We start from the raw sequence: 24720 nt of genomic DNA on the forward strand, positions 1-24720 counted from the left end.
TGAGCTGACCAGTACTAATCGCTCGATCGAGCTTGATCGCTCTCATGATCCGTGTCCGGATCAGCCAGGCTCACACGAAGACCCGCTTGCCGAACCCGCATGCCCCTTGAGCTTGGCCGGTCTGGTGGTCGAAGCGGAGGACGTCCCACCCGATCCCATCTCGAACTCGGCCGTGAAAGCCTCCAGCGCCCATGGTACTGTGCCTCAAGGCACGGGAGAGTCGGTCACCGCCAGACCCGCCAAGCTCAAAGCATGCGCTCCCTCGTCACGATCAGGCAACGGCCGGATCCGACCCGGATCCCGGCACCCGCCGTGCCACGGCACGGCCCGGCGCGGGGTGGAGCAGCCCGGTAGCTCGTCAGGCTCATAACCTGAAGGTCACAGGTTCAAATCCTGTCCCCGCAACCAGATCAGACCAACCCATCAGTCCAGAAAACCCCCGGCGCACACGCAGCCGGGGGTTTTCTGCGTTCCGGACAGGCCGGACCGCCGGCTTCCGCACAGCCCCATGCCGTCCGCAGCCCCACCTCCCTTGTCGGCAGGTCATTTTGTTCGGCCGAATGCGAGAGGGGAGGGGGCCACCTTCACACCGACGCCATGTTCTCTGGCATAGTGCGTGAGAACACAGCCACATGGAACGAGCGTCTGGTACGGTCCGGTACCGATTCGGACGTGCCGGAGCGAAGGAGATACTGGATGGCGGGCCAGGCCGCGGTTTCGACCGAGAGGAACCCCGCAGGCGAGCGCCCGGCCGGTCCCCCCGCGGGCACCGGCGCTGGGCCGTCTCCCGGCGCCACCCCCGATTCGGGCCTTGCCGCCCTCGCCCTCGTCGCGTCGTTCCATCACGTCGCCTGCGAGCCGGGCCAGATCCGGCACGAACTCGGCCTCGGCGTCCAGCCCGCCGGCGCTCTCGACCTCGTGCGCGGCGCACGCCAGATCAAGCTCAAGGCGCGCCTGCTCGAGAAGCAGAAGCCCGAGCGGCTCGACAGCATCCCCCTTCCGGCCATCCTCGAACTGGAGGGCGGGCGCTTCGTCCTCCTCGGCCGCCGCCTCGACGACGGCAAGTACCGGATCATCGACGCCGCCGCCCGCGCCGCCGAGCACATCCCGGCCGCCGACGTGGTCGCCCGCTGGACCGGCACCATCATCCTCATCGCCCGGCGCGCCAGCATCCAGAAGGTCATCAGCGATTTCGGCCTGACGTGGTTCGCGCCCTCGATCTGGCGCTACCGCCGGCCCCTCGCCACGGTGCTGGTCGCCTCGTTCTTCATCCAGATCTGCGCGCTCATCACGCCGATCTTCTTCCAGATCACCATCGACAAGGTGCTCACGCACCGGGGCTACTCGACCCTGACCCTGGTCGCCATCGGGCTCGTGGTGCTGGGCCTGTTCCACGTCGTGCTCCAGCACCTGCGCACCTACATCCTCACCCACACCACGAGCCGCATCGACGTCGAACTCGGCGCCCGTCTGTTCGAGCACCTGATGCGCCTGCCGCTCGGCTACTTCGAGACCCGGCCCGCCGGCCAGACCGTGGCGCGCGTCCGCGAACTCGAGACGATCCGCAGCTTCCTCACCGGCCAGGCGCTGACCTCGGCCATCGACATTCCCTTCACGCTGCTGTTCATCGTCATCCTGTACTTCTATTCGCCGATCCTCGGCCTGATCGTCTCGCTCTCGATCCCCTGCTACATCCTGGTGGCCGTCCTGCTGCGGCCGATCCTGCGCGAGCAGACGCTGGAAAAATTCAACCGCTCCGCCCTGTCGAACCAGTTCCTGATCGAGTCGGTGGTGGGCATCCACACCATCAAGGCCCTGGCCGTCGAGCCGACCCTGCGCGTGCAGTGGGAGGAGCGGCTCGCCGCCTACGTCAAGACCTCGTTCGTCAGCGGCATCCTGGCCAGCATCGGCCAGAACGCGATCCAGTACATCAACAAGGTCACCACCGCGCTGGTGCTGTTCTTCGGCGCCTATGCGGTGATGAACGGCGACATGACGGTGGGCAGCCTGATCGCCTTCAACATGATCATGGGCCAGGTCACCGGCCCCATCCTGCGCCTGTCGCAGCTCTGGCAGGATTTCCAGCAGGTGAAGGTGTCGATCGAGCGCCTCGGCGACGTGCTGAACTGCCCGCCCGAGACCCGGGCGATGGCGCAGGCGCACCTGCCGCCGGCCAAGGGCCAGATCACGGTGCGCAACGCCGTGTTCCGCTACCAGCCCGGCACGCCCGAGGTGCTCAAGGACGTCTCGATCGACATCCCGGCCGGTCAGGTGCTCGGCATCGTCGGTCCCTCGGGCTCCGGCAAGTCGACCTTCACCAAGCTGCTCCAGCGCCTCTACGTGCCGGAGAAGGGGCAGATCCTCATCGACGGCATCGACATCGCCCAGGTCGATCCGGCGTGGCTGCGCCGCCAGATCGGCGTCGTGCTGCAGGAGAACCTGCTCTTCAACAAGACGGTGTTCGAGAACATTGCGCTCGCGAGCCCCGGCATGTCCCGCGCCCAGGTGATCCAGGTCGCCCGCCTCGCGGGCGCCGACGAGTTCATCAACCGCCTGCCCCTGGGCTACGACACCCAGATCGAGGAGCGCGGCGCCAACCTGTCGGGCGGCCAGCGCCAGCGCCTCGCCATCGCGCGGGCGCTCGCGACGAACCCCCGCATCCTGATCCTCGACGAGGCGACCTCGGCCCTCGACTACGAGAGCGAGCGCATCATCCAGGAGAACATGAAGCACATCGTGCGCGGCCGCACCGTGGTGATCATCGCCCATCGCCTCGCGGCGGTGCGCACCTGCGACCGCATCATCGCCCTCCAGGACGGGCGCATCGTCGAGGACGGCACGCATCGCGAACTGCTGGAGCGGCCCGCCTCGCTCTACGGCCGGCTCTGGCGCCTGCAGTCCGACCACGGCTCCGAACAGGGAGAGGCCGCGTGAGCGCCATGCCCGAGAACCTTCCCCCGGTCCCCGCCGGCGGCGCCACCCCTCCGGCCTCCGCGCCCAAGGTCCCCGCCCCGCGGTCGAGCCGCCTGCCGGCCCTGCGCCCCCGGGATCTCAGCCCCCGGGCCCTGTCCGAGCGGGTGCGCGGCTTCGCCAACAACCGCGAGAACCAGGAATTCCTGCCCGCCCATCTGGAGATCCTGGACACGCCGCCCTCGCCCTACGCGGTGGTGTTCACCTGGACGATCTGCCTGATGTTCGCGGCCGCCATCGGCTGGAGCGTGCTGGCCAAACTCGACATCCACGCAGTCGCCTCCGGCCGCATCCAGCCGAGCGGCCGCTCGAAGGTCGTGCAGCCCTTCGAGACCGGCAAGGTCCAGGCGGTCTTCGCCTCGAACGGCCTGCGGGTGAAGGAGGGCGACGTCCTGATCGAGATGGAGCCCACCGAGGCCGAGGCCGACCTCGCCGCCCGCCGCGGCGACCTCGCCGCGCTGGAGGCGCAGATCGCCCGGCGCCTCGCCACCGTGGAGGCCGTCCAGCAGGCCAACCCCAGGGGCACGATCAAGAGCGCGGCTGCCGTGACGCCAGACTATCCCGAAGGCATCCCGCCCGCGATCCGGGCGCGCGAGCAGGCCGCGATGATCGCCGATATCGGCCAGTACGTCACCACGCGCGACGCGCTGATCGCCCAGCTCGCCGAGAAGGAGGCGACCCAGAAGCGCTTCGTCGCCAGCATCGAGGCCCGCGAGCGCCTGCGCGCGGTGCTCAAGGAGCGCGCCGACATGCGCGAGACCCTGGTCTCCAAGGCGGCCGGCACCCGGGCGGCGGTGATCGACGCCCTCCAGCAGGTGGAGCAGGTCGCCGCCGACCTCGCCTACGACCGCGGGCAGCTCGTGGAGGCCCAGGCCGCCGCGAAGTCCCTGGAGCGGCGCATCGAGCAACTCACCAGCGAGACGGTCGCCAGGCAGCACCAGGCGCTCACCGAGGCGGCCCAGAAGCGCGATGTCCTGCGCCAGGACGTGGTCAAGGCCACCCTGAAGCGCGACCGCCTGCGCCTCACCGCGCCCATCTCCGGCACCGTGCAGCAGCTCGCCGTCACCACCCTCGGGCAGGTCGTCACCGCCGGGCAGCCGCTCCTGATCATCGTCCCGGCCGACGGGCCGATCGAGGTCGAGGCCTTGGTGCAGAACAAGGACATCGGCTTCATCGTCCCGGGCCAGGAGGCGGTGGTGAAGGTCGACGCCTTCCCGTTCACCCGCTACGGCTCGATCGAGGGCAAGGTGCTGCGCGTCTCGCGGGATGCCATCGACGACAAGGATGCGAGCGGCTCGACCGACAGCCTCTCGCTCGCCCGCGGCCAGAGCCTCGCGCCGGTGAGCGGCACCCCCCGCACCCAGAACCTCGTCTTCCCGGTGACGATCGAGCTGTCGCGCGCGACCATCGAGGCGGACGGCAAGTCCGTGCCGCTCACCCCCGGCATGACCACCACGGTCGAGATCCGCACCGGCTCGCGCCGGGCGATCGACTACGTGCTGTCGCCGGTGGTGGAGACCGCCTCGACGGCGGGGCACGAGCGCTGAGGCGGCCGCCGGCCGGCACCGCCGCATGCGGGTCCTGTTCGTCCACCAGAACTTTCCGGGGCAGTACCGGCACGTGGCGCCCGCCCTCGCGGCCCGGCCCGGGCACGAGGTGGTGGCGCTGGGCATCAACCCGGCGCCGCCCCTGCCCGGGGTGCGCCATGTCCGATACCCCGTCGAGGGTCGCTCGACGCCAGCCACGCACAGCCTCGCCCGGGACTTCGAGACCAAGGTGCTGCGCGGGGAGGCCGCCGCCCGCGCGGCCCTGCGGCTGCGGGCCGACGGCTTCGTCCCCGACGTGATCTGCGGCCATCCTGGCTGGGGCGAGACGCTCTTCCTCAAGGACGTCTGGCCGGATGCCAAGCTCCTGAGCTTCGTGGAATTCGCCTACAGCGCCCGGGGCGCCGATGTCGGCTTCGACCCGGAATTCCCGGGCAACGGCAGCGACGAGGCCGCCTTCGCGGTGCGGGTGCGCAACGCCGCGCAGTATCTCGCCTTCGAGGCGTCCGACTGGCTGGTGTCGCCGACCGCCTGGCAGGCGAGCCGGATCCCGGCCCCCTTCCGCAGCCGCGTCAGCGTCATTCACGACGGCATCGACACCGAGGCGGTGCGGCCGAACCCGAAGGCGCGTATCACCCTCGACCGCGACGGAGCCTCGTTCGGCCCCGGCGACGAGATCGTCACCTTCGTGAACCGCAACCTCGAACCGTACCGGGGCTATCACAGCTTCATGCGGGCGCTGCCGGAGATCCTGCGCCGGCGGCCCCGCGCCCGCGCGGTGATCGTCGGCGGCAACGAGGTGAGCTACGGCGCCCGGGCGCCCGGCGGCCGCTCCTGGCGCGAGATCTTCCTCGAGGAGGTGCGGGCCGACCTCGACCCCGCGCGGGTGCACTTCGTCGGCAAGGTGCCGTACGCCACCTACCTCGCCCTGCTGCAGGTCTCGGCCGTGCACGTCTACCTGACCTACCCGTTCGTGCTGTCGTGGTCGCTCATCGAGGCGATGGCGGCCGGATGCGCGATCGTCGGCTCTGCGACGCCGCCGGTCGAGGAGGTGATCCGCGACCGCGAGAACGGGATCCTGGTCGACTTCTTCTCGCCCCGGGCCATCGGCAAGGCGGTGACCGACCTGCTGGCTGATCCGGCCGCCGCCGAGCCGCTGCGCCGCGCCGCCCGCCGCGATGCGCAAGCCTACGACCTCAGGCGGGTCTGCCTGCCGCGGCACCTGCGGCTGATCGAGGACGTGGTGGCCGGCCGCATCCCGGCCTGAACCGGCGCCCGGTCCGGGCGGGCGGCATCACAGCAGGGTCCGGGCGTCGATCCAGGCGGGATCGAGGGCCTGATCGTCGACCTCGACCTCGGCCGGGGCGGCCGGCTCCTCGTCGCCGCGCACCAGCACCGCCGCCGCCTCGTGGTCGACGTCGCGCAGCTGCTCGGCCAGGAGCTGCAGATAGCTCGCCGCCGCGGAGGGGCCGAATAGGGCGGCGAACCGCTCGTGCGCAACGCTCGCCATCGTCTCGACCACCGCCTGCGGAGGCGTGCCGCGCTCGACGGCCGCGTCCAGGACCGCCCGCCACGCCTGGGCGAGCTGCTCGCGGAGTTGCAGCGTGTCGTCGAGACCGGGAGACTCTTGCATCGATACGCCGTTCCTCGCCCGACATTCCCCGCCGAGAGGCATCCCTCGCGGAGAGGAATCTTCCCGCCACGAAGCGTCTGCGGCAGCTTCGATGGGCGGACCCCACCCTGTCAATTCGACGGGGCCGTCACGAACGGTCCGGCGTGTCGGGCGGGCGAACGGGCTTCATCACGTCGTCGAGCGGGTTGTGCCGTGCCGGCGTGGCGGGCGCGTCGTCGCCGACCTCCCGGCGGTCGAGCCCCGAACCGCCGCTGCCCTCTCCGGCGGAATCGCCGAAATCCCGCTCCCGCGTCGCGGGGCGCGGTTCGTCCGGCGGCGGCCCGCGGCGGCCTTCGGTCCCGGTCATCCTCTGCTCCTGAACGGTCGCGGTCCTCCAGGCTTCTCCGCCCGACGATCGGCCGCAATCACCTGGGTCAAGCAGGCTGAGCCTGCCGCCACAGCAATCGGGCGACGCCCGAATGCCGAGAGGGCGGGCGCGACGAGCGCCCCGCGCAGCAGGTCCGAGAGGACGAACGTCCTCTCGGAGGCAGAGCAAAGCGCAGCCAAGGTCGCGGATGCGGCCGCCGGCGCTTGAGGCCAAGTCGACCTTGAGAGCCGGTCGACAAGGCAGGGCAGGTTCGAACCCTGGGCGGCACATGCCGGGGCCGCGATCGCGGCCGATCCCGCTGCCGCTGCCCGCCTCCCGCGGTCCGGTCCCGCCTCCCCGGCCCGCTCATGCCGATGAGTTAATCCTTGCGGCATGACGCACGGTTGCAACACTCCTCGTGGGGCTATGCCGGCAGGAAGTAAGAATATTCCATCTACCATTGGGCTGTGTTAACGGCATAAGACGTAAGGGAAGAAAGAGCGGACGAGGTCAGTGTCAGCATGAATCCGAAGCATCCGAACGCCGGCCGCTTGGTGGAGCTCACCGCCGACATCGCCACGGCCTATCTCAGCCACAACCACGTCCAGAGCGGCGACATCCCCAAGGTCCTGGTCGAGATCCACGGGGCACTCCAGGGTGCGCTGCAGCTCCGCACCGCCAGTCAGCCGACGCAGGTCAAGGCGAGTCCGGCCGAGATCCGCCGCTCGATCACCCACGAGGTCCTGATCAGCTTCGAGGATGGCAAGCCCTACAAGACCCTGCGCCGCCACCTCGCCCGCCTCGGCCTCACGCCGGAGACCTACCGCCAGAAGTGGGGCCTGCCGCATGATTATCCGATGACCTCGGCGGATTACTCGAAGCGCCGGTCGGACCTCGCCCGCGCGCTGACCCTGGGCCTGCCGCTCGGCGAGGCCGGCGCGGCCAAGCTCGAGCGGCGTCCGGCCCCGGGGGGTGAGGCAGCGGCCGGCGAGTGAGCGCGCCGGTGCGGCGCGCGGCATTACCGAAGTTTCATGGTCCGGAGACGCGGGCGTAAGCTGCACGGGCCCATTACCGACCCGTCGCCGGATGCGGCGCCGGGCCTCTCGTCCCCCGAGACCCGGCCGCCGCTTCGGCCCCGAAGGCCGATCCGCCGGGTCCATATCGTCGCCCCCCAAGACGATCCGGCGGCGTCTGCCGCGGCAGGTCGGGCTGTTCACCGCCCGGCCTGCCGTCCATCACACCCGACGTGCCGCACGCCGCGCCCCCGGCCGGCACGTCGGGTCGGGGCGACCCGGGACACGGGCGGCCGGTGTGGTCTAGAATGACCGAGATGCGCCTGCTCATCATCGAGGACGACCGCGAGGCGGCCGCCTACCTCTCCAAGGCCTTCCGGGAAGCCGGCCACGTGGCGGACCTCGCCGCGGACGGGCTCGACGGCTACGCGCTCGCCCGCGAGGGCGCCTACGACGTGCTCGTCGTCGACCGGATGCTGCCGAAGCTCGACGGCCTGTCGCTGATCCGCTCCCTGCGCGAGCAGGGCGTGGAGACGCCGGTCCTGATCCTCTCGGCGCTGGGCCAGGTGGACGACCGGGTCAAGGGCCTGCGGGCGGGCGGCGACGATTACCTGCCGAAGCCCTACGCCTTCTCGGAACTGCTCGCGCGCATCGAGGTGCTCTCGCGCCGCCGCGGAGGCACCGCCGCCGAGCCGACCACCTACCGGGTCGGCGACCTCGAACTGGACCGGCTCTCGCACCGGGTCACCCGCGGCGGGCAGGAGATCGTGCTCCAGCCGCGCGAGTTCCGGCTGCTCGAATACCTCATGCGGCACGCCGGCCAGGTCGTCACCCGCACGATGCTGCTCGAACACGTCTGGGACTACCACTTCGACCCCCAGACCAACGTCATCGACGTGCACGTCTCGCGCCTGCGCGCGAAGGTGGACAAAGGCTTCGAGCGGCCGATGATCCACACCGTGCGGGGCGCCGGCTACATGGTCCGGGCCGGCGGGGAGGCGTGACCAAGCCGCCCGCCCCGCGCGAGGGCATGCTGGCGCGGCTCGGCACGCTGTTTCGCACCACCGCGTTCAAGCTCTCGCTCGCCTACCTGATCGTCTTCGCCGCCTTCGCGTTCTTCGCCCTCGGCTACGTCGCCTGGAATGCCCGGCAGGTCCTCGACGACCAGATCGTCTCGACCATCGAGGCGGAGATCAACGGGCTCTCCGACCAGTACGCGGCGGGCGGCATCCGGCGCCTCGTCACGGTGGTGGAGCGGCGCTCGCGCGAGCCGGGCGCCTCGCTCTACCTCGTCACGACGCCCGCGGGCGAGCACGTCACCGGCAACGTCGAGACGCTGCCGCCCGGCCTGCTCAAGGAGCCGGGCCAGACCGAGACCGCCTACGGCCGCGGCACCGACGGCGAGCGCCTCGACCACCGGGCGATCGTGCGCATCTTCACCCTGCCGGGAGGCTTCCGCCTGCTCGTCGGGCGGGACGTCGAGGAGCGCGACCGGCTGCGGGCGGTGATCGCGCGCGCCTTCGCGTGGTCGCTGATGCTGGTGGTGGGGCTGGGCTTCCTGGGGAGCCTGTTCATCGCCAAGCGGGTGCTCACCCGGGTCGATGCCATGACCGACATCACGCGGGCGATCATGGCGGGCGACCTCGACGGGCGCCTCACGCTCGCCGGCACGGGCGACGAGCTCGACCGCCTCGCCCAGAACCTCAACGCCATGCTCGACCGCATCGGCGAGCTGATGCGCGGCCTGCGCGAGGTCTCGGACAACATCGCCCACGACCTCAAGACCCCGCTCACGCGCCTGCGCAACAAGGCCGACGAGGCCCTGCGGCGCAACGGCGATCCGGAGATGCTGCGGGCGGCCCTGGAGGCCAATATCGAGGAGAGCGACAACCTGATCCGGGTGTTCAACGCGCTCCTGATGATCGCGCGGCTGGAGGCCGGCAGCGCCCGCGACAACCTCGCCGACTTCGATGCCGGGGCGGTCGCCCTGGAGGTGGCGGAGCTCTACGAGGCGGTGGCCGAGGAGCGCGGCGTGGCCCTGCGCACCGCCGTCGATCCGGGCCTCCTCCTGCACGGCAGCCGCGAGCTGATCGGGCAGGCGATGGCCAACCTCATCGACAACGCGCTCAAGTACGGGGCCGGGGCCGCCGAGCCCGTCGTGACGGTCGAGGGGCGGCGGGACGGCGAGACGGTCGTGCTCGCGGTGACGGACCGGGGCGAAGGCATCCCGGCGGCGGACCGCGCCCGGGTGCTCGACCGGTTCGTGCGCCTGGAGACCGCCCGCTCCCGGCCCGGCTTCGGCCTCGGCCTCAGCCTCGTCAACGGCGTCGCGCGCCTCCACCAGGGCACGCTCGTGCTCGACGACAACGGCCCGGGCCTGCGCGCCACCCTGCGCCTGCCCGCGGCGCGGGCGGGATAGGGGGCGCCCCGCACGCCCCCGCCCTTGCCCCGGACCGCGGCATCCGCGAGGGTCGCCGGCCCGGAGGATCAACGATGACGCGCCCCCTCCTCGACGCCCTCAGGGCCGCACCGCACCTCGCCGATGCGCAGAAGGCCCGCGACCGGCTCGGCGACCTTCTGGCGGTCCTCGACGCCGACCCCGACGCGGCGCCGCTCGCGGCGGCGCTGGGCAGCGACTCCCCCGCCCGTGCGCTCGTCCTCAGCCTTGCCGACCACTCGCCCTTCCTGTGGGGCGTCATCACCCGCGAGCCCGCCCGCCTGGTGCGGCTGTTGGGCCGCCCGGCGGAGGCCTCGCAGGCCGCGCTGGTCGCCGCCCAGCGCGGCGCGGGCGCGCCCGGCACCCCGCGCGAGGCGGTCGCCGCGGGGCTGCGCCGCAACCGGGCCGAGCACGCGCTCCTCGTGGCGCTCGCCGATCTCGGCGCGGTCTGGTCGCTGGAGGAGGTGACGGGGGCGCTGGCGGCCTTCGCGGATGCCTCGGTCAACGCCGCCCTCGACGCCGCCCTGCACGAGGCCGCCGCGAGCGGCCGCTTCCGCCCGGCGGACCCGGCCGACCCGCAGGCGGGATCGGGCCTCATCGTGCTCGGCATGGGCAAGCTCGGGGCCGACGAGCTGAACTATTCGAGCGACATCGACCTCATCGTGTTCTTCGATGCCGACGCCGCCCCCCTGCGCGAGGGCGTGGAGGCGACGCCCTTCTTCAGCCGTCTCGCGCAGAGCATGGGCCGGCTCCTGCAGGAGCGCACGGCGGACGGCTACGTCCACCGGGTCGATTACCGCCTGCGGCCGGATCCCGGCGCGACGCCGACCGCCGTCTCGCTCGCCTCGGCCTATTCCTACTACGAGACCGTGGGCCAGAACTGGGAGCGCGCCGCCTTCATCAAGGCCCGCCCGGTGGCCGGGGACCTGCCGCGCGCCGAGGCCTTCCTGGCCGAACTGCGCCCCTTCGTCTGGCGCAAGTACTTCGATTTCGCGTCGATCGCCGACGTGCACGCGATGAAGCGCCAGATCCACGCGGTGCGCGGGCACGGCGCCATCGCGGTGGCGGGCCACGACATCAAGCTCGGGCGCGGCGGCATCCGCGAGGTCGAGTTCTTCGTGCAGACGCAGCAGCTGGTCTTCGGCGGACGCCGGCCGAGCCTGCGCGGGCGCCGGACCCTGGAGATGCTGCCCGCCCTGCACGACGAGGGCTGGATCACCCCCGAGGCACGCGACGAGCTGGCGGAGGCCTACCGGTTCCTGCGCACCGTCGAGCACCGGCTGCAGATGGTGGCCGACGAGCAGACGCAGCGCCTGCCCGAGGAGCCGCAGCGTCTCGACCGCTTCGCCCGGTTCTGCGGCTACCGCGACGCGGCGGCCTTCGGCGAGGCCCTGGTGGCCCGGGCGACCCGCGTGCAGGCCCATTACGCACTGCTGTTCGAGGCCGGGCCGGACCTCTCGGCGGAGGTGGGCGACCTCGTCTTCACCGGCGTGGAGGACGATCCGGCGACGCTCGCCACCCTGCGCCGGCTCGGTTTCCGCAACCCGGAGCGGGCGGTCGAGACCGTGCGCGGCTGGCATTTCGGACGCCGCCCGGCGGTGACGAGCCCCCGCGCCCGCGAGGTCGTCACCGAACTCGTCCCGGCCCTGATCCAGGCGCTCGCCGGCACCGCCGACCCGGACGGGGCGCTCGCCGCCCTCGACCGGGCCTTCGGGCGGATGCCGGCCGCGGTCGAACTCCTGACCATCCTGCGCTCGCACGACCGGCTGCGGCTCCTCTTCGCGGACCTCCTCGGCACGGCGCCGCGCCTCGCCGACACGGTGGCGTTCAGCCCGCACGTCCTCGACGCGGTGATCGACCCGGCCTTCGGCGAGCCGGTCACCGACGAGGCCGCCCTGCGCGCCCAGGTGCAGCACCTGATCGGCCGGACCGCCGCCTACGAGGACTTCCTTGACCGCACCCGCGACGCCGCCCGCCAGCTCCGCTTCGTCACGGGCGCGCGGCTTCTCTCGGGGATCCTGCCGCCCGCGGGCGCCGGCCGCGCCTATGCGGGGATCGCGCAGGCCGCCGTCGCCGAGACCCTGCACGCGGTGAGGGAAGCCTTCGCGGCCGAGCACGGCCGGGTCCCGGGCGGCCGCGTGGTCGTGCTCGGGCTCGGGCGGCTCGGCTCGCGCCAGCTCACCGCCGATTCCGACCTCGACCTCGTGGTGCTGTACGATTTCGACCCGGAGCAGCGCGAGAGCGACGGGCGCCGCCCGCTCGATGCGGCCGTCTACCACAACCGCCTCACCCAGCGCCTTGTCGCGGCGCTCACCGTGCCGACCCGGCGCGGACGCCTCTACGAGGTCGACCTGCGGCTGCGCCCCGGAGGCGGGCAGGGGCCGATCGCCGGGCAATGGCAGCGCTTCCTGCCCTACCAGCGCGAGGAGGCGGACCTCTGGGAGCACATGGCCCTTACCCGCGCGCGGGCGCTGGCGGGCGATTCCTCGCTCGCCGCCGAGGCGAGCGCGGCGGTGGCGGCGGTCGTGGGCAGCGCGCGCGACCCCGCGACGGTGGCCCGCGAGGTGCGCACGATGCGCGCGCTCATCGCCCGGGAGAAGCGCGACGGCGGTCCGTTCGACCTCAAGCTCGCCCCGGGCGGGCTCCTCGATCTCGACTTCCTGGCGCAGGCCCTGGTGCTCACCCACGCGGCGGCGCATCCCGGTCTGATCGGCCTCGACGCGCCTGCCGTGCTCGCCCGGGCGGGCGACCTGGGCCTGGTGGATCCCGGCGACGCGGCGACGCTCGGCGCCGCCTACCAGCTCCTCGACGACGTGCACCACTGGCAGCGCCTGATGGTGGAAGGCCCCTTCGACAAGGGCGCCGCACCGGCGACCCGCCTGCGCCTCGCGGCCGCGGCCGGATTGCCGGACGAGGCGGCGCTGCTGACGCGGCTGGCCGAGGTGCGGGCGGAGGTGAGGGCGCTGTTCGAGCGGCTGCTGGCGGAGTGACCGTGCCGGGTCCGGATCGGTCCGCATCCGCCGCGGCGTCGGGCGCCGCGGCCGGAAATCTTCAGAGACAGATCAGGGCAAATGCCGCAGCGGCAAGAATGCCGATCGCTCCGGCGGCGAGCACCATCCGGAGGTAAACGTCAGCACGCGGCGCATCTTCCGTTTCGTAATCGTACCAGAGGGTGTCATTCTCGGCCGCCATCGTCTTTATCCCTTCCCCGAACATGTTGGGCGGCGGGTCACGCGCAATCGCGGGACCATGTGCGAGGCCATCGGGGAGTGATCAGCCGCGAGAAGAGTGGGATTCCCGAGGCCGGGCTTGCCGACACCGAGGTCGGCCCGACGCTGATCGGCGCGGCGATCGTGGCAGCGCTCGTCGAGGCGCGCCTCGTCGACGCCGAACGGGTTGCGGCCTTCGCGGAGATCTTCGCCTCGGCCGGTCCCGGCGCCACGCCGGCGGTCGCCGAGCAGCTGCACGGCTTCGCCGCGCTGGTGCGGACGCTTGCCCGCATGCCCGTCGATGCGGGCCGGACCTGAGGACGGATCGCGGGGAGCCGGCCCGGGGCCGACGCGCGCTCAGCCTCTCCGCTGGTGGGAGCCGTCCGTCCGCCGAAGGATGAGGAACGGTCGGACAGGATGGCGCCCGAAGGGGCTCGGACTGTGGCGGCGACCGTCTGTCCTGGCCGGAGACCCTGCTCCGACGCGTGCTTCGCCACAGGGAGGCACGCGTCGGGGTGTCGGCCGCCTGTCAGTGAATGCCGCCGCTGGCCGTGATCCTCTGGCCGGTCACCCAGCCGGCATCGTCCGACGCGAGGAACGTCACCACGCCGGCGATGTCCTCCGGTCGGCCCGCCCGACCGAAGCGCGTCTGGGCCACGAGCCCGGCCTCCATCTCGGAGCCGACGATCCCGGCCGTATGCGTGCCCTCGGTCACCACGTATCCCGGGCTGACCGCATTGACCCGGATCCTGCGCGGCGCCAGCTCATTGGCGAGAACGCCGGTGATCGCGTTCACCGCCCCCTTGGTCCCGGTATAGGCCGCCGTCGTCGGCGCAAGGACATCGGTGCCGGCGGACGAGATGTTGATGACGCTGCCGCCCTCGCCGAGATGCTTCACCGCCGCCTGCGTCGCCAGCAGCGTGCCCAGCACGTTGACGTCGAAGAGACGGCGGTAATGCTCCTCGGTGATCGCCTCGACGGGCGCGAACTCGTAGATGCCGGAATTGTTGACGAGCACGTCGAGCCGTCCGAACCGCGCGACGGCCGCTTCGATCAATCCGTGCGCCTGTGCGGCGATGGTGACGTCGCCCTGCACCGCGATGGCCTTGCCGCCGTTCGCGGTGATCGCCTCCACTACGGCGTCGGCTCCTGCCTGGCTCGACGCGTAGTTGACCACGACCGCCGCGCCCTCGGCCGCCAACCCCTTGGCGATCGCAGCCCCGATGCCCTTCGATGCGCCGGTGACCACCGCGACCTTCCCAGCAAGCTTCGACATGGATGCCAACCTTTGAAACGGGCCGCCCCCGGAGCGGGGTCACGGTCCCATAGTTCGGAATTACAGAACTATTGAAGCGCAGGTCAAGCCCCTCTATGGAGACCGCATGAGGCCGCTGTTCCACCCGGCGATCGAGGATGTTCGGCCCGAGGCGATCCTGCACGCGCTCGCCGACCCCGTCCGCGCGGCGATCTTCGCGAGAATCATGGGGGCGGGCTTCGTGGAGGCCTGCTCGGCCGTCTCCGCGGTGGGCGACCGGGTCATCCCGAAATCATCCTTGTCCACCCACTTCAAGGTCCTGCGCGAGGCCGGGCTGATCCGCAGCGAGCGCCACGGCGTCGAGATGCGCAACCACTCGCGGTACGACGAGGTGAACGCGCGCTTTCCGGGGCTGCTCATCGCGATCATCAACGCCTATGCCCGGTCGAGCGCCCCCCGGGCCGCCGCGCAATAGGGGCGGCCGGCGACGCGACCTCGCCGATGCTCTCCGCGCGAGCGGGTGGTGCCGGCCGCCAAGGCGGTGACGGATCGACAAGGCCTCGGCGAGGAGGAGGCCGCGCCTTTGCGTCAGAGCAGAAGGCCGCGCTGGTGCGGTGCGGCCGCTCGCGCACAGGAGATGACGCGGCGCGACTGCGCACAGGGGCCGGTGGACGAGCATACCGGCCTGCCTGCATGCAGGCCCCGCCAGAACAAGGCGTCGCCTCATCGCCGGACGGGGAGCAGTGCCCCGTCTCTGGTCTTGCATGACCTTGGGGCCGGATCGGTCCGGTCACTTGCATCGTCGACGCCGCCGTCGACATGCGCTGGCATGCGACTTGCCCGTTCGGGGTTGCCGACGCGGCTCGCCCGCGCACCGCGAGACCGCGAAACGAGATTCACGCCATGACGACGAAGCCCATCGACGCGGTCGAGGAGCGCCTGCCCCTCGCCAAGCTCCTGCCGCTCGGTCTGCAGCACGTGCTGGTGATGTATGCCGGTGCGGTGGCGGTGCCGCTGATCATCGGCCGCGCGCTCGGCCTCAAGCCCGAGGAGGTGGCCTTCCTGATCAGCGCCGACCTGTTCGCCTGCGGCCTCGCCACGCTGGTCCAGTGCGTCGGCGTCCCGGGCGTCGGCATCCGCCTGCCGGTGATGATGGGCGTGACCTTCGCGGCGGTCGGGCCGATGCTCTCGATGGCGGCCGCGCCGGAGGTCGGGCTGCTCGGCATCTACGGCTCGGTGATCGCCGCGGGCGCGTTCGGCCTCCTCGTCGCCCCGTTCGTCAGCCGCCTGCTGCCGCTGTTTCCGCCGGTCGTCACCGGCACCATCATCCTGGTGATCGGCATCTCGCTGATGCGGGTGGGGATCAACTGGGCGGGCGGCGGCCTGCCGACGGTCACCCGCGTGGTCGACGGGGTGCCGGGCAGCTTCCCCAACCCGCAATACGGCCAGCTCGCCGGTCTCGGCATCGCGCTGTTCGTGCTTCTCGTCATCCTGGCGCTGATCAAGTGGGGGCGCGGCTTCGTGGCCAACGTGGCGGTGCTGCTCGGCATCGTGGCGGGCTCGATCCTGGCGACAATCCTCGGCGTGATGCACTTCGACCGGGTGGCGCGCGCACCCTGGTTCGATCTCGTGCTGCCCTTCCACTTCGGGATGCCGCAGTTCCACCTCGTGCCGATCCTCACCATGTGCGTGGTGATGGTCGTGGTGATGATCGAGTCGCTCGGCATGTTCCTGGCGCTCGGCGACATCACCGGAAAGCCCGTGAATCAGGACGACCTCGCCCGCGGCCTGCGGGCGGACGGGCTCGGCACGTTCATCGGCGGCCTCTTCAACACCTTCCCGTACACGTCCTTCTCGCAGAATGTCGGGCTCGTCGGGGTCACGGGCGTGCGCTCGCGCCACGTCACGGTGGTGGGCGGCCTGATCATGCTGGGCCTGGGCCTGCTGCCCAAGATGGCGGCGCTGGTCGAATCCGTGCCGCAGGTGGTGCTGGGCGGGGCCGGGCTGGTGATGTTCGGCATGGTGGCGGCCACCGGCGCGCGCATTCTCACGGCGGTCGACTTCCGCACCAACACCAAGAACCTGTTCGTGGTGGCGGTGTCGGTCGGGTTCGGCATGATCCCGCTCGTCGCCCCGACCTTCTTCCGCAATCTGCCCCACGCCCTGCACCCGCTGCTCGAATCGGGCATCCTGCTCGCGGCCATCGTGGCCGTGCTGCTGAACGCCTTCTTCAACGGCCTGGGCAGCGCCGAACGGGCGAGCCGCGAGGCCTCGGCCGTCGCGGCCGCGGCCGAGCACGTCTGATCCACCGGAATCCTGCGCCGGGATGATTTCGCCATGACCCTCCTGCACAAGACCTACGGCAAGGGCCGCGTCCGGGTGATGCGCGTCCACCGCGACGGCGCACGCCACGAGGTGCGCGAACTGACCGTCCAGGCGATGCTGACCGGCGGCTTCGACCCGGCCTTCACCCACGCCGACAACGCCACCACGGTCTCGACCGACACCGTGAAGAACGTCGTCAACATCGTGGCCCGCGAGAGCATGGCCCTGCCGACCGAGGAGTTCTGCCGGGCGGTGGCGCAGCGCCTCCTCGACGCCTACCCGGTGGTGGAGACCGCCACGGTGACGGCACACGAGACCAAGTGGGATCGCCTCGCGGTCGACGGCTCGCCCCATCCGCACGCCTTCACGCTCGACGGCAACGGCCGCGCCACCGCCCTGGTGCGGATGAGCCGGGACGGTGTGCGGATCGAATCCGGCGTCGCCGGCTTCACCTTCCTCAAGACCACCGAATCCGGCTGGGCGAACTACCTGAAAGACCCCTACACGACGATCCGCGAGACCGACGACCGGCTGGCCGCCACCAGCATGGAGGCGTCCTGGCTGTGGTCGCGCCCGCCCGCCGACTATCCGGCCGCGAATGCCCGGATCCTCGGCGAGATGCTGCGGGTCTTCGCCACGACCTACAGCCACAGCATCCAGGACAGCCTCTACCGGATGGGGCAGGCGGCGCTGGCGGCGGTGCCGGAGATCGAGACGGTCAGCATGGCCTGCCCGAACAAGCATTATCTCCTCGTCGACCTCACCCCCTTCGGCCTCGACAACGCCAACCAGGTCTTCGTGGCGACCGACGAGCCGCACGGGCAGATCGAGTGCACGGTCGGGCGATGAGCGCCCGCACGAGCCTCGCCGCCCTCAACGCGGCACCGCCCGAGGCCTTCGCGGCCTTCGCGGCCGAGCTGTTCGAGGGCGCGGCCTGGGTCGGGGCGCGGGCCGCCGCGGCGCGGCCCTTCGCCAGCGTCGCGGCCCTGCACGAGGGGATGATGGCGGCCGTCGCCGCGGCCGCGCCCGAGGAGCGGCGCGCCCTGATCCGGGGCTTTCCCGACCTCGCGGCCGGCCTCGGGGCGCTGGCGCCCGATTCCGCCGCCGAGCACGCGGGCGCCGGGCTCGACCGCCTCGCGCCGGACGAGGCCGAGGCCTTCGCGCGCTTCAACGCCGCCTACCGCGCCCGCCACGGCATCCCGTTCGTGCTCTGCGTCCGCCGCCACGGCCGGGAGGCGATCCTCGACAGCTTCGCGGCCCGCCTCGCCAACGCCCCCGAGGCGGAGGAGGAGGCGGCGCTGCGCGAGATCGGCTACATCGCGCGCCTGCGGCTCGTCGACCGGATCGAGGGGCCGGGGCTGCCGCAGGTCGCGGGCCGCCTCTCCACCCACGTGCTCGACACGCATGCGGGCCGGCCGGCCGCGGGTGTGGCGCTGCGCCTCTACGCGGTCGGCCGTGCGGGGCGCACGCTCCTCGACACCCGCACCACCAACGCGGATGGTCGCACCGACACGCCGCTCCTCTCCGGCGCGCCGCTGCGGACGGGCCGCTACGAGATCGCGTTCGACCTCGGCCCCTACTTCCGCGCCCGGGTCGATGCCGCCGTCGCCACCCTCTTCCTCGACACCGTGCCGGTGCGCTTCGGCATCGACGAGCCGGAGGGCCACTACCACGTGGCGCTGATCGCCACGCCCTGGAGCTACACGGTCTACCGCGGCAGCTGATGCGGCAGCGCCGGCCGTCAGGCCACCGCGTCGACCACGCTGCTCCACACCGCCCCGTAATGGCAGGCCGCCGCCGTGAGCACGAAGGCGTGCCAGATCGCGTTCTGGAACGGCAGCCGGTGCCAGACGTGGAAGATCACCCCCACCGTGTAGAAGAACCCGCCGGCGCAGAGCAGCCACAGGGCCGGCTCCGAGAGCAGCGCGATGACGTGCTCGTAGGCCGCCACCCCGCTCCAGCCGAGGGCGAGATAGAGGAGGATCGCGAGGCGGTCGAACCGCCCAGGCAGGGCGACCTTCGTGGCGGCGCCCGCCACCGCCACGATCCACACCCCCGCGAGCAGCGCCCAGGCCACCGGGCCGGTGCCGACGAGCGTGACGAGCGGCGTGTAGGTGGCGGCGATCATCAGGAAGATCGTGGCGTGGTCCGCCCGGCGCAGGCGCCACTTCAGGCGCCCCACCGGCCACATGTTGTAGGCCGCCGAGACGCTCAGCATCGCGACGAGCCCCGCCGCATAGACCGCCACCGCCACCTGCCCCGAGGGCGCGAGCGGCAGCAGCGCGGTGGTGATCACCAGGGCGAGGCCGCCGATGACCGCGAACGCGACGCCGACGACGTGCACCACCCCGTCGGCCATGAGTTCGCGCGGCGTGTAGGCCCAGCGCACCGCCGGCGGGCGCCCGTCGTCGCTCTCCGGCTCTCCGGTCAAGGCGCCCATGCGGCCCCCTCTCGCAATCGTCGACGGCGTGCCGCGGTGCGGCGACGGCTCAGTTCAGCACCGAACGCCCGCGAGGTCACGGGGCTCGGGCCGGTCATGCACGGGAGAGCGTACCGAGCCGCGCATGAACGACAGCCATCCCGATGACCAGCATGGCGGCGACCTGATGGGCGAGGCCGGCCCAGAGCGGCACCGCGAGAAGGAGAGTGGTGATGCCGAGCACGGCCTGGGCCGCCACGAGGCCGAGCATCACGCCCGCCCGGCGTTCCGCACGGGTGCCCGGGGCCGTGCGGCGCGCGTCGATCAGGTGGAGGAGCGCCACGGCGAGGAGCAGGTAGGCCACCAGCCGGTGGTTGAACTGCACCAGCGCGACGTTGTCGACGAAGTTCTCGATCCACGGTGTGACCGCGAACAGGCCCGAGAGCGGCGGGATCAGCGCCCCGTCCATCAGCGGCCAGGTGTTGTAGGTCAGCCCCGCCTTCGAGCCCGCCACGAGGCCGCCCAGCGCGATCTGCAGCAGCACGAGGCCGGCGAGCGCCGCCGAGGTGACCCGCAGGCGGGCCGGAATCCGCTCGTCGGCCTCCCGGTCGAGCCCGGTCGCGAACCAGACGAGGCCGGCATAGATCAGGCTCGCCAGGGTGAGGTGGAGCATCAGCTTGATCGGCGCGACCGCGGTCATGCCCGGCTGCAGCCCCGAGGCCACCATGATCCAGCCCACCGCCCCCTGCAGGCCGCCGAGCAGCCCGAGCCCGAGCAGGCCGAGGCCGAGCCGGCGGTCGAGCCGGCCCGTCCACCAGAACCAGACCAGGGGCAGGAAGAAGGCCAGTCCGAGCAGCCGCCCGAGGAAGCGGTGGCCCCATTCCCAGCCGTAGATCACCTGGAACTCGGACAGGGACATGCCCTTGTTGAGGAGCTGGTACTGGGGGGTCGCCCGGTACTTGGCGAATTCCTGCTCCCAGGCGGCCGCCGAGAGGGGCGGGACCGCGCCCGTGACGGGCTTCCACTCGGTGATCGAGAGGCCGGAGCCGGTGAGCCGGGTCGCCCCGCCCACCGCCACCATCGCGACCACCAGGGCGGCGACGACGAAGAGCCAGCGGCGCACCGCGCGCCGCGCGCTGGGCGCGGCCGTGACGGGCGGGGCGGGCGTGCTGAGAACGGCGCTGGTCATGCGCGCGGGTCTAAGGGGCGGCGGGCCGGCCGCGCAACGCCCGCCGGTGCCGCACCGGCTGCGCCTCCGTACCGCACCCCGCCGCCCGCAGGGCGCCCGCGCGGCGATTGCGGCGGGCCGTCCCCTCGCGTAGGCGGGCGGCCACCGCTCATGAGCCCGGAGACCCGCGATGCGCCGCCGCACCCGCTCGCTGATCGGGACGATCGTGATGATCGCCTTCGTGATGATCTACGCGCCCCTGGCGATGGCGCTCGCCGACAGCCGGATCGCCCAGACGCCGCCGATCGTGCAGGCGATCCTCTACGCGCTGCTCGGCATCGCCTGGATCCTCCCCCTGATGCCGCTGATCCGGTGGATGACGCGGCCGGACGCCGACGCGGCCTGACGCGGCGGCCGGCTTTTCGCCCAACTCGTCGCGCACAAGCTTTGGCGGCGCTCCCTTCGCGGGCGCATCCCTCCCGATCCCCGCTCCCGCCCAAGGCAGCTTCAGGCCCATGCGCCACGCGCTCGCGATCTTCCTTCTCCTCGGCCCGCTCGCGGGTGGCGCGCTGGCCCAAGCCACGCCCCGCTCGGTGGGCGACTGCGAGCGCATCCGCGGCGACCTCGCCTACAACCAGTGCCTCGCCCTGTTCGGCCCGGCGGCCCGGGTGAAGGGAGCGACCGCCTACGTGGCGCCCGACACCGCCCTGCGCCTGCCGGAGATGCCCGCCTCCGCCGAGCCGGCGGCCGAGCCCGCCCCGGCGGCGGCACGCGGCAGGGGCCGCCACGGGCGGCGCGCGTATCGCGGTCGCCAGCGCGCCAGCTTCTCGATCATGGCGGGCGGCGAGGGTCGCTCCTACCGCCGCCGGCGCTGAGGCCGCCTCACGCCACGTTGAGCCGCCGGCCGCGGTTCCAGGCCAGGAACGGCACGCCCGAGAGCAGCGCCCGCAGGGCGGCATCGGTCTGGAAGCAGCCGTTGACCGAGACCCGCGGCAGCGCGTGCAGATGGTCGCGATGGGCGGGAAAGACGTGGCCGGGGCGGGTGGTGACGGCGGTGAGGAAACCCGCCTCGCGGGCGAGCGCGAAATCCCGCGGTCCGGCGGAGCTCGGGTCCCCCACCGGGTAGGAGAAGTGCCGCGGCGGCGTGCCGAGCCGCTCCGCGATCCGGGCGCGCGACTCCGCGATCTCGCGCCGGGCCGTCCAGGCATCGTGCTTGGCGAGCATCGGATGGGAGAGCGTGTGGGCGCCGATGCTCAGGTCGGGATCGCCTGCGGCCTCGCGCAACTCGTCCCAGGACAGGCACAGGCCGCGGGTGAGTGCCCGCGCGTCGATGCCCGCCTCCCCTGCGAGGCGGGCCACGGCCGCGCGCAGCGCCTGTTCCGGCCCGGCGCGCAAGGCCCCGTAGACCGCCGCGAAGGCCGCGCTCTTGGCGGCCGAGTCGGCGGCCGGCAGGTCGATCCCGGCCTCCGGCAGCCGCACCCGGGCGAGGCGCCCGATCGCCCGTTCGAGTTCGACCCACCACAGCCGGCCCGTGCCCTCGGCGTAATCGGCGGTGACGAACAGGGTCCAGGGCGCCCGATGGCGCGCGAGCACCGGCCGGGCGTGGTCGAGGTTGTCGCGGTAGCCGTCGTCGAAGGTCAGGACCGCGAAGGGCGGTCCTCTCGTCGCGGCGAGGCGCGCGGGCAGCGCGTCGAGGGCGACGAGGTCGAAGCCCAGGCGCCGCAGCGTCGCCAGCACGTGGTCGAGGAAGGCGGGCGTGATCGAGAGCAGGCGGTTCGGCGCGTAGGCCCCGGCGGGGGCCGCCTCCGGCTCGACGCGGTGGAAGGTGAGGATCACGCCCCGGCCCCGCGCCGCGGGGGCCAGCCAGCGGTCGGCCCGCGTCGCCGCGATGGCCGAGAATCCGGTGTGAAACAGACGATGGCGGGCGTCCAGCATGGCCGCAGACTAGGTCTCGGTCCCTCAAGACTTCCTTACGACGCCACTCGGTTACCATAACCTCAAGTTCGAGCATGGTCGCGGCGCCGATTGGACTATCGTGGTCCGGCGTTGCGGGGCCGGCCGCGTGCGGCGGCCGCCGCGCGGGCGCGGCCGCCGCGGGATTAAGGACCGGGATCCGATGTCGGGAGCGGCGGTGAACATGATGGGGGTCGGTCCCGCCGTCGGGATGCAGCCCATCGTGTTCAGGACGGAGGTCTTCACCGCGCTTGACGCCGCCGAACCGGTGTGGCGCGAGCTGGAAGCGGGCCGCGACGCGGTGATGAGCCCCTATCAGCGGTTCGACTGGGCCTCGGCCTACATGGCGACCCTCGGCCGGGCCGAGGGCGCGAGCCCGCTCATCGCGGTGCTGCGCGACGCGGCCGGGCGCCCGCGCCTGCTGCTGCCGCTGGCCGTCTCGCGCCGCGGCCTCGTGCGCGTCGCCCGCGGCATCGGCGGCCGGCACGCCAATCTCCACCTGCCGCTCTTCGCCTCCCGCGAGGCCGCGCTCGCCGCGCCCGCGGCGGTGACGCAGGCGCTGCGTGCGCTCGGCCGCGCGCACGGCGTCGACGCCTTCGCGTTCGCCAACCAGCCGCTGCGCTTCGACGATTGCCCCAATCCCCTGGCGGCCGGCGGCCGGCCTGCGCCGAGCGACGCCTACGGGGCGCATCTCGGCACGGACGCGGAGGCGACCATCCGGCGCCTGTTCAGCGGGGACGCCCGGCGCAAGCTGCGGCAGAAGGAGAAGTGGCTGACGGCCGCGCACGGCCCCGTCGAGCACCGGGTCGCCTCGGGCGGACCCGAGGCGGAGGCGATCCTCGCCGCCTACCTGGTCCAGAAGGCGGCCCGCTTCGCGCAACTCGGCCTGCCCGATCCGTTCGCGAACCCGGCCGCCCGCGCCTTCCTGGCCGAGGCCGGCCGGCCGGATGCCGGCGTGCTCGAATGCCACGCCCTCGTGGCGCGCGACAGCGGCCGGATCTTCGCCACCTTCATCGGGGTGGCCGATGCCCGCCGCTTCAGCGGCATGCTGACCTCGTTCGACGCCGAGCCGCCGGTCGCCCGCTGCAGCCCCGGCGACCTGCTGCTCCACGCCCTGGTGCGCCATCAGGTCGGGCAGGGGCGCTCGGCCTTCGATCTCGGAGTCGGCGAAGCGCGCTACAAGACCAATGTCTGCGACGACACCATCGCGCTCACCGACCGCATCCTGCCGGTGACGGCGCGCGGCCACCTCTACGCCTTCGGAGCCGGCTGGGCCTCGGGCGCCAAGCGGCGCATCAAGCGCAACCCCCACCTGCTCCGCCTCGCCGGCCGCCTGCGCGCGGCGCGCGGCGGCGGGGCGTGAGGGCGCACGGGAATCCCCGTCACGCCGAGCGGCGCAGCGGGTAGGCCGGCATCGCCACCGGAGGCGGTCCCTCCTCGCGCGCCACGATCACGTCGGGCGCGCCGGCCGCTTCGGCGATCTCGAACAGCGCCACGAGGCCGGCATCGTCCGGGGCGGCGTTCGAGGCGATCACCACCGCATCCATCCAGGCCGCCGCGAGGCCGATCAGCGCGCGCGCCTCCGGATGCGGGCCGTCGTTGAGGCAACACAGGATCCAGTCATAGGCTTGGCCCAGGGCATCGAGGGCGATGCCGAGGCCCTGGCGCTCCTCCAGCAGGAGCGCGGGCTCGCCGAAGCCGCGGCCGATCAGGTGCAGCCGCGAGCCGGCGTCGCGCCGCAGCGCTTCGCCGAACGCGGCCTCGCCGGCCACGATGTCGGTGAGGCCCGGATGGTCGCCGCCACGGTCCAGGCGCAGGATGACGGCCCGGCTGTCGCGGGCGAGCCTGCGCCCGAGCGCGGCCGAGAGGGTGTCGAGATCCTCGTCCGTACCGGTGCCGACGAGCAGGATCCGCCGGCCGCCGCCGGCGGTCTCGATGGCGGAGATCCGCGTGATCAGGGCGTCGAAGGCGTAGCGCTCCGCCACGCCCGTGAAACCGTCCGGCCCGATCGCAGGCCGCGCCGCAGCGGGTTCCTCGACCGGGGCGGAGGCCGGGCCTGCGGGCTCCTGCTCCGCCGCGCGCGCGACGGGATCGTTCGCCGGGATGTCGCCCGCCGGCTCGGCCTGCTCGGCGACCGGGCGCAGCCCCGCGGGGCTCGGGCTGAAGCCGCGCTCGAACGGTTGCGCGTCGTCGAGATCCTGGGGCCGCGCCGGCCGGCGGCGGCCCTCGCGGTCGTCGGGGCCGCCTGCGATGAGGCTGCGCGCCAGCACCAAGCCCGCGGCGAGCAGGAACACCAGCACGGTGGCGCAGGCGACGATCGGAAGCTTCTTGGGAAAAGAAGGCAGGTCCGGCACCACGGCGCGCGAGACCACGCGGGCATCGGCCGGCGCGGCGCTCTCGGCGTCGCGGGCGGCGGCCTCGCGGTAGCGCGCGCCGTGGTGCCGGACC

General features: G+C 72.6%; 23 protein-coding genes, 1 tRNA gene and 1 rRNA gene. 17 read left to right on the top strand and 8 right to left on the bottom strand.

The features are described from left to right. Window positions 1-120: 120 nt before the first annotated feature. The 5 genes from rrf (at window position 121) to MFF61_RS14730 (ending at window position 5781) form a co-directional block, all read left to right on the top strand. Window positions 121-236 (top strand): 5S ribosomal RNA (gene rrf / locus MFF61_RS14710). A gap of 95 nt (window positions 237-331) precedes the next feature. Continuing rightward, window positions 332-408 (top strand) — tRNA-Met (locus MFF61_RS14715). A gap of 288 nt (window positions 409-696) precedes the next feature. Continuing rightward, window positions 697-2934, top strand: coding sequence for a type I secretion system permease/ATPase (locus MFF61_RS14720; RefSeq protein WP_238235821.1), 2238 nt, complete (start codon window positions 697-699; stop codon window positions 2932-2934). A 5-nt stretch (window positions 2935-2939) separates the two neighbouring features. Beyond that, complete coding sequence (locus tag MFF61_RS14725; RefSeq protein ID WP_238235840.1) at window positions 2940-4517, top strand: HlyD family type I secretion periplasmic adaptor subunit; 1578 nt, start codon at window positions 2940-2942, stop codon at window positions 4515-4517. Between the two features lie 25 nt (window positions 4518-4542). After that, entirely contained in the window at window positions 4543-5781 is a 1239-nt protein-coding gene (locus MFF61_RS14730; RefSeq protein WP_238235822.1) for a glycosyltransferase family 4 protein, read from the top strand. A gap of 27 nt (window positions 5782-5808) precedes the next feature. Here MFF61_RS14730 and MFF61_RS14735 read toward each other — a convergent pair whose 3' ends face one another. Further along, a complete protein-coding gene (locus MFF61_RS14735) occupies window positions 5809-6147 on the bottom strand; it encodes a hypothetical protein (protein WP_238235823.1) in 339 nt (112 codons plus the stop codon). A 127-nt stretch (window positions 6148-6274) separates the two neighbouring features. Beyond that, window positions 6275-6493 (bottom strand): hypothetical protein, encoded by a 219-nt coding sequence (locus tag MFF61_RS14740; RefSeq protein ID WP_238235824.1) that lies wholly within the window; start codon window positions 6491-6493, stop codon window positions 6275-6277. Window positions 6494-7014: 521 nt separating this feature from the next. Between MFF61_RS14740 and MFF61_RS14745 the strand changes: the two genes are divergently transcribed. From MFF61_RS14745 to MFF61_RS14760, 4 genes are all read left to right on the top strand, one after another. Further along, window positions 7015-7488 (top strand): Ros/MucR family transcriptional regulator, encoded by a 474-nt coding sequence (locus tag MFF61_RS14745; RefSeq protein ID WP_238235825.1) that lies wholly within the window; start codon window positions 7015-7017, stop codon window positions 7486-7488. A gap of 335 nt (window positions 7489-7823) precedes the next feature. Further along, complete coding sequence (locus MFF61_RS14750) at window positions 7824-8510, top strand: response regulator transcription factor (RefSeq protein WP_238235841.1); 687 nt, start codon at window positions 7824-7826, stop codon at window positions 8508-8510. A gap of 26 nt (window positions 8511-8536) precedes the next feature. Continuing rightward, the gene (locus tag MFF61_RS14755; RefSeq protein WP_238235842.1) at window positions 8537-9925 is read left to right on the top strand and encodes a sensor histidine kinase; all 1389 of its coding nucleotides are present in this window, start codon (window positions 8537-8539) and stop codon (window positions 9923-9925) included. A gap of 74 nt (window positions 9926-9999) precedes the next feature. Then, window positions 10000-12933, top strand: a complete 2934-nt coding sequence (locus MFF61_RS14760; RefSeq protein ID WP_238235826.1) for a bifunctional [glutamine synthetase] adenylyltransferase/[glutamine synthetase]-adenylyl-L-tyrosine phosphorylase — start codon at window positions 10000-10002, stop codon at window positions 12931-12933. A gap of 61 nt (window positions 12934-12994) precedes the next feature. On the opposite strand, the gene MFF61_RS14765 is transcribed toward MFF61_RS14760, so the two are convergent. Then, entirely contained in the window at window positions 12995-13135 is a 141-nt protein-coding gene (locus MFF61_RS14765; RefSeq protein WP_238235827.1) for a hypothetical protein, read from the bottom strand. Window positions 13136-13212: 77 nt separating this feature from the next. Between MFF61_RS14765 and MFF61_RS14770 the strand changes: the two genes are divergently transcribed. Continuing rightward, a complete protein-coding gene (locus MFF61_RS14770) occupies window positions 13213-13470 on the top strand; it encodes a hypothetical protein (RefSeq protein WP_238235828.1) in 258 nt (85 codons plus the stop codon). Between the two features lie 211 nt (window positions 13471-13681). On the opposite strand, the gene MFF61_RS14775 is transcribed toward MFF61_RS14770, so the two are convergent. Further along, complete coding sequence (locus MFF61_RS14775) at window positions 13682-14428, bottom strand: glucose 1-dehydrogenase (RefSeq protein ID WP_238235829.1); 747 nt, start codon at window positions 14426-14428, stop codon at window positions 13682-13684. 106 nt (window positions 14429-14534) lie between these two features. On the opposite strand from MFF61_RS14775, the gene MFF61_RS14780 reads away from it, so the two are divergent. The 4 genes from MFF61_RS14780 to uraD all read left to right on the top strand — a co-directional run bounded on the left by MFF61_RS14780 (window position 14535) and on the right by uraD (window position 18456). Beyond that, a complete protein-coding gene (locus MFF61_RS14780) occupies window positions 14535-14882 on the top strand; it encodes an ArsR/SmtB family transcription factor (protein WP_238235830.1) in 348 nt (115 codons plus the stop codon). 428 nt (window positions 14883-15310) lie between these two features. Further along, window positions 15311-16711, top strand: coding sequence for a nucleobase:cation symporter-2 family protein (locus MFF61_RS14785; protein ID WP_238235831.1), 1401 nt, complete (start codon window positions 15311-15313; stop codon window positions 16709-16711). Between the two features lie 33 nt (window positions 16712-16744). Then, a complete protein-coding gene (pucL, locus tag MFF61_RS14790; protein ID WP_238235832.1) occupies window positions 16745-17581 on the top strand; it encodes a factor-independent urate hydroxylase in 837 nt (278 codons plus the stop codon). After that, a complete protein-coding gene (gene uraD / locus MFF61_RS14795; protein WP_238235833.1) occupies window positions 17578-18456 on the top strand; it encodes a 2-oxo-4-hydroxy-4-carboxy-5-ureidoimidazoline decarboxylase in 879 nt (292 codons plus the stop codon). The genes pucL and uraD overlap by 4 nt, the downstream gene beginning before the upstream one ends. Window positions 18457-18473: 17 nt before the next feature. Here the strand turns inward: uraD and trhA are convergent, their stop codons facing one another. Beyond that, window positions 18474-19172: a PAQR family membrane homeostasis protein TrhA gene (gene trhA, locus MFF61_RS14800; protein ID WP_238235834.1), complete on the bottom strand. Its 699-nt coding sequence runs from the start codon at window positions 19170-19172 to the stop codon at window positions 18474-18476. A gap of 94 nt (window positions 19173-19266) precedes the next feature. Further along, complete coding sequence (locus MFF61_RS14805; protein WP_238235835.1) at window positions 19267-20340, bottom strand: COX15/CtaA family protein; 1074 nt, start codon at window positions 20338-20340, stop codon at window positions 19267-19269. 169 nt (window positions 20341-20509) lie between these two features. Here MFF61_RS14805 and MFF61_RS14810 point away from each other — a divergent pair, with 169 nt between their 5' ends. Beyond that, on the top strand, window positions 20510-20725 hold the full coding sequence (locus tag MFF61_RS14810; RefSeq protein WP_238235836.1) for a DUF2842 domain-containing protein: 216 nt from the start codon (window positions 20510-20512) through the stop codon (window positions 20723-20725). Window positions 20726-20834: 109 nt separating this feature from the next. Then, window positions 20835-21194: a hypothetical protein gene (locus MFF61_RS14815; protein ID WP_238235837.1), complete on the top strand. Its 360-nt coding sequence runs from the start codon at window positions 20835-20837 to the stop codon at window positions 21192-21194. Window positions 21195-21201: 7 nt separating this feature from the next. On the opposite strand, the gene MFF61_RS14820 is transcribed toward MFF61_RS14815, so the two are convergent. Continuing rightward, a complete protein-coding gene (locus MFF61_RS14820; protein ID WP_238235838.1) occupies window positions 21202-22254 on the bottom strand; it encodes a polysaccharide deacetylase family protein in 1053 nt (350 codons plus the stop codon). Between the two features lie 181 nt (window positions 22255-22435). On the opposite strand from MFF61_RS14820, the gene MFF61_RS14825 reads away from it, so the two are divergent. Beyond that, window positions 22436-23635, top strand: a complete 1200-nt coding sequence (locus tag MFF61_RS14825; protein ID WP_238235839.1) for a GNAT family N-acetyltransferase — start codon at window positions 22436-22438, stop codon at window positions 23633-23635. Window positions 23636-23654: 19 nt separating this feature from the next. On the opposite strand, the gene MFF61_RS14830 is transcribed toward MFF61_RS14825, so the two are convergent. Then, on the bottom strand, window positions 23655-24720 hold a 1066-nt coding region (locus MFF61_RS14830; protein ID WP_505744350.1), incomplete at its 5' end, for a GumC domain-containing protein.

Source organism: Methylobacterium isbiliense (assembly GCF_022179325.1).
Lineage (GTDB): Bacteria > Pseudomonadota > Alphaproteobacteria > Rhizobiales > Beijerinckiaceae > Methylobacterium > Methylobacterium isbiliense.